The organism is Corallococcus praedator, from assembly GCF_003612125.1.
Lineage (GTDB): Bacteria > Myxococcota > Myxococcia > Myxococcales > Myxococcaceae > Corallococcus > Corallococcus praedator.
Map to the genome: position 1 here is coordinate 1 of NZ_RAWI01001027.1, position 447 is coordinate 447.

Here is a 447-nt window from a genome sequence, read left to right on the forward strand (position 1 = left end):
TTACGAATGAGGTGGTAACGGTGTCCCTGACCGAACAGGACGGACGCTATCTAACCGATCTGGAAATTCGGTTGACCAACCCCACCGGCCAGAAACTGTACGTCAACGCGTTCTACCTCTCGCGGTCATTCCGGACGTATCCCGAATATCTGCCTAAAAACTACCTGCTCGACGGTGAACTGACCAAACAGGTCACGCTGGGGAGACCCGACAAAGACGTGCCCAGCGGACGGAAAGATTCGATCCGGTTTGGCCTGGACGAGGTGGTGCGGCAATACAACTGGCCCGAGCTGACTGAGCATTTCAAATTCATTATCACCAGGGAGCCACTCTCCGAAACGGCCCTGGCCTTTCTGACGCTCAACGGGCTTACCCCGCCCCCGACCTTAACCAAATCGGGAGCCGGTTTCAAAACCCGCGACGGCGACGACTTCGACCAGCCTGCTG

1 protein-coding gene is annotated in these 447 nt (G+C 57.0%); it reads left to right on the forward strand.

The genetic code is table 11. The annotated features are described in order from the left end of the window. Positions 1-20: 20 nt before the first annotated feature. Positions 21-447, forward strand: a 427-nt coding sequence (locus D7Y13_RS42885) for a hypothetical protein (RefSeq protein ID WP_147452715.1), incomplete at its 3' end; no start/stop codon positions are given.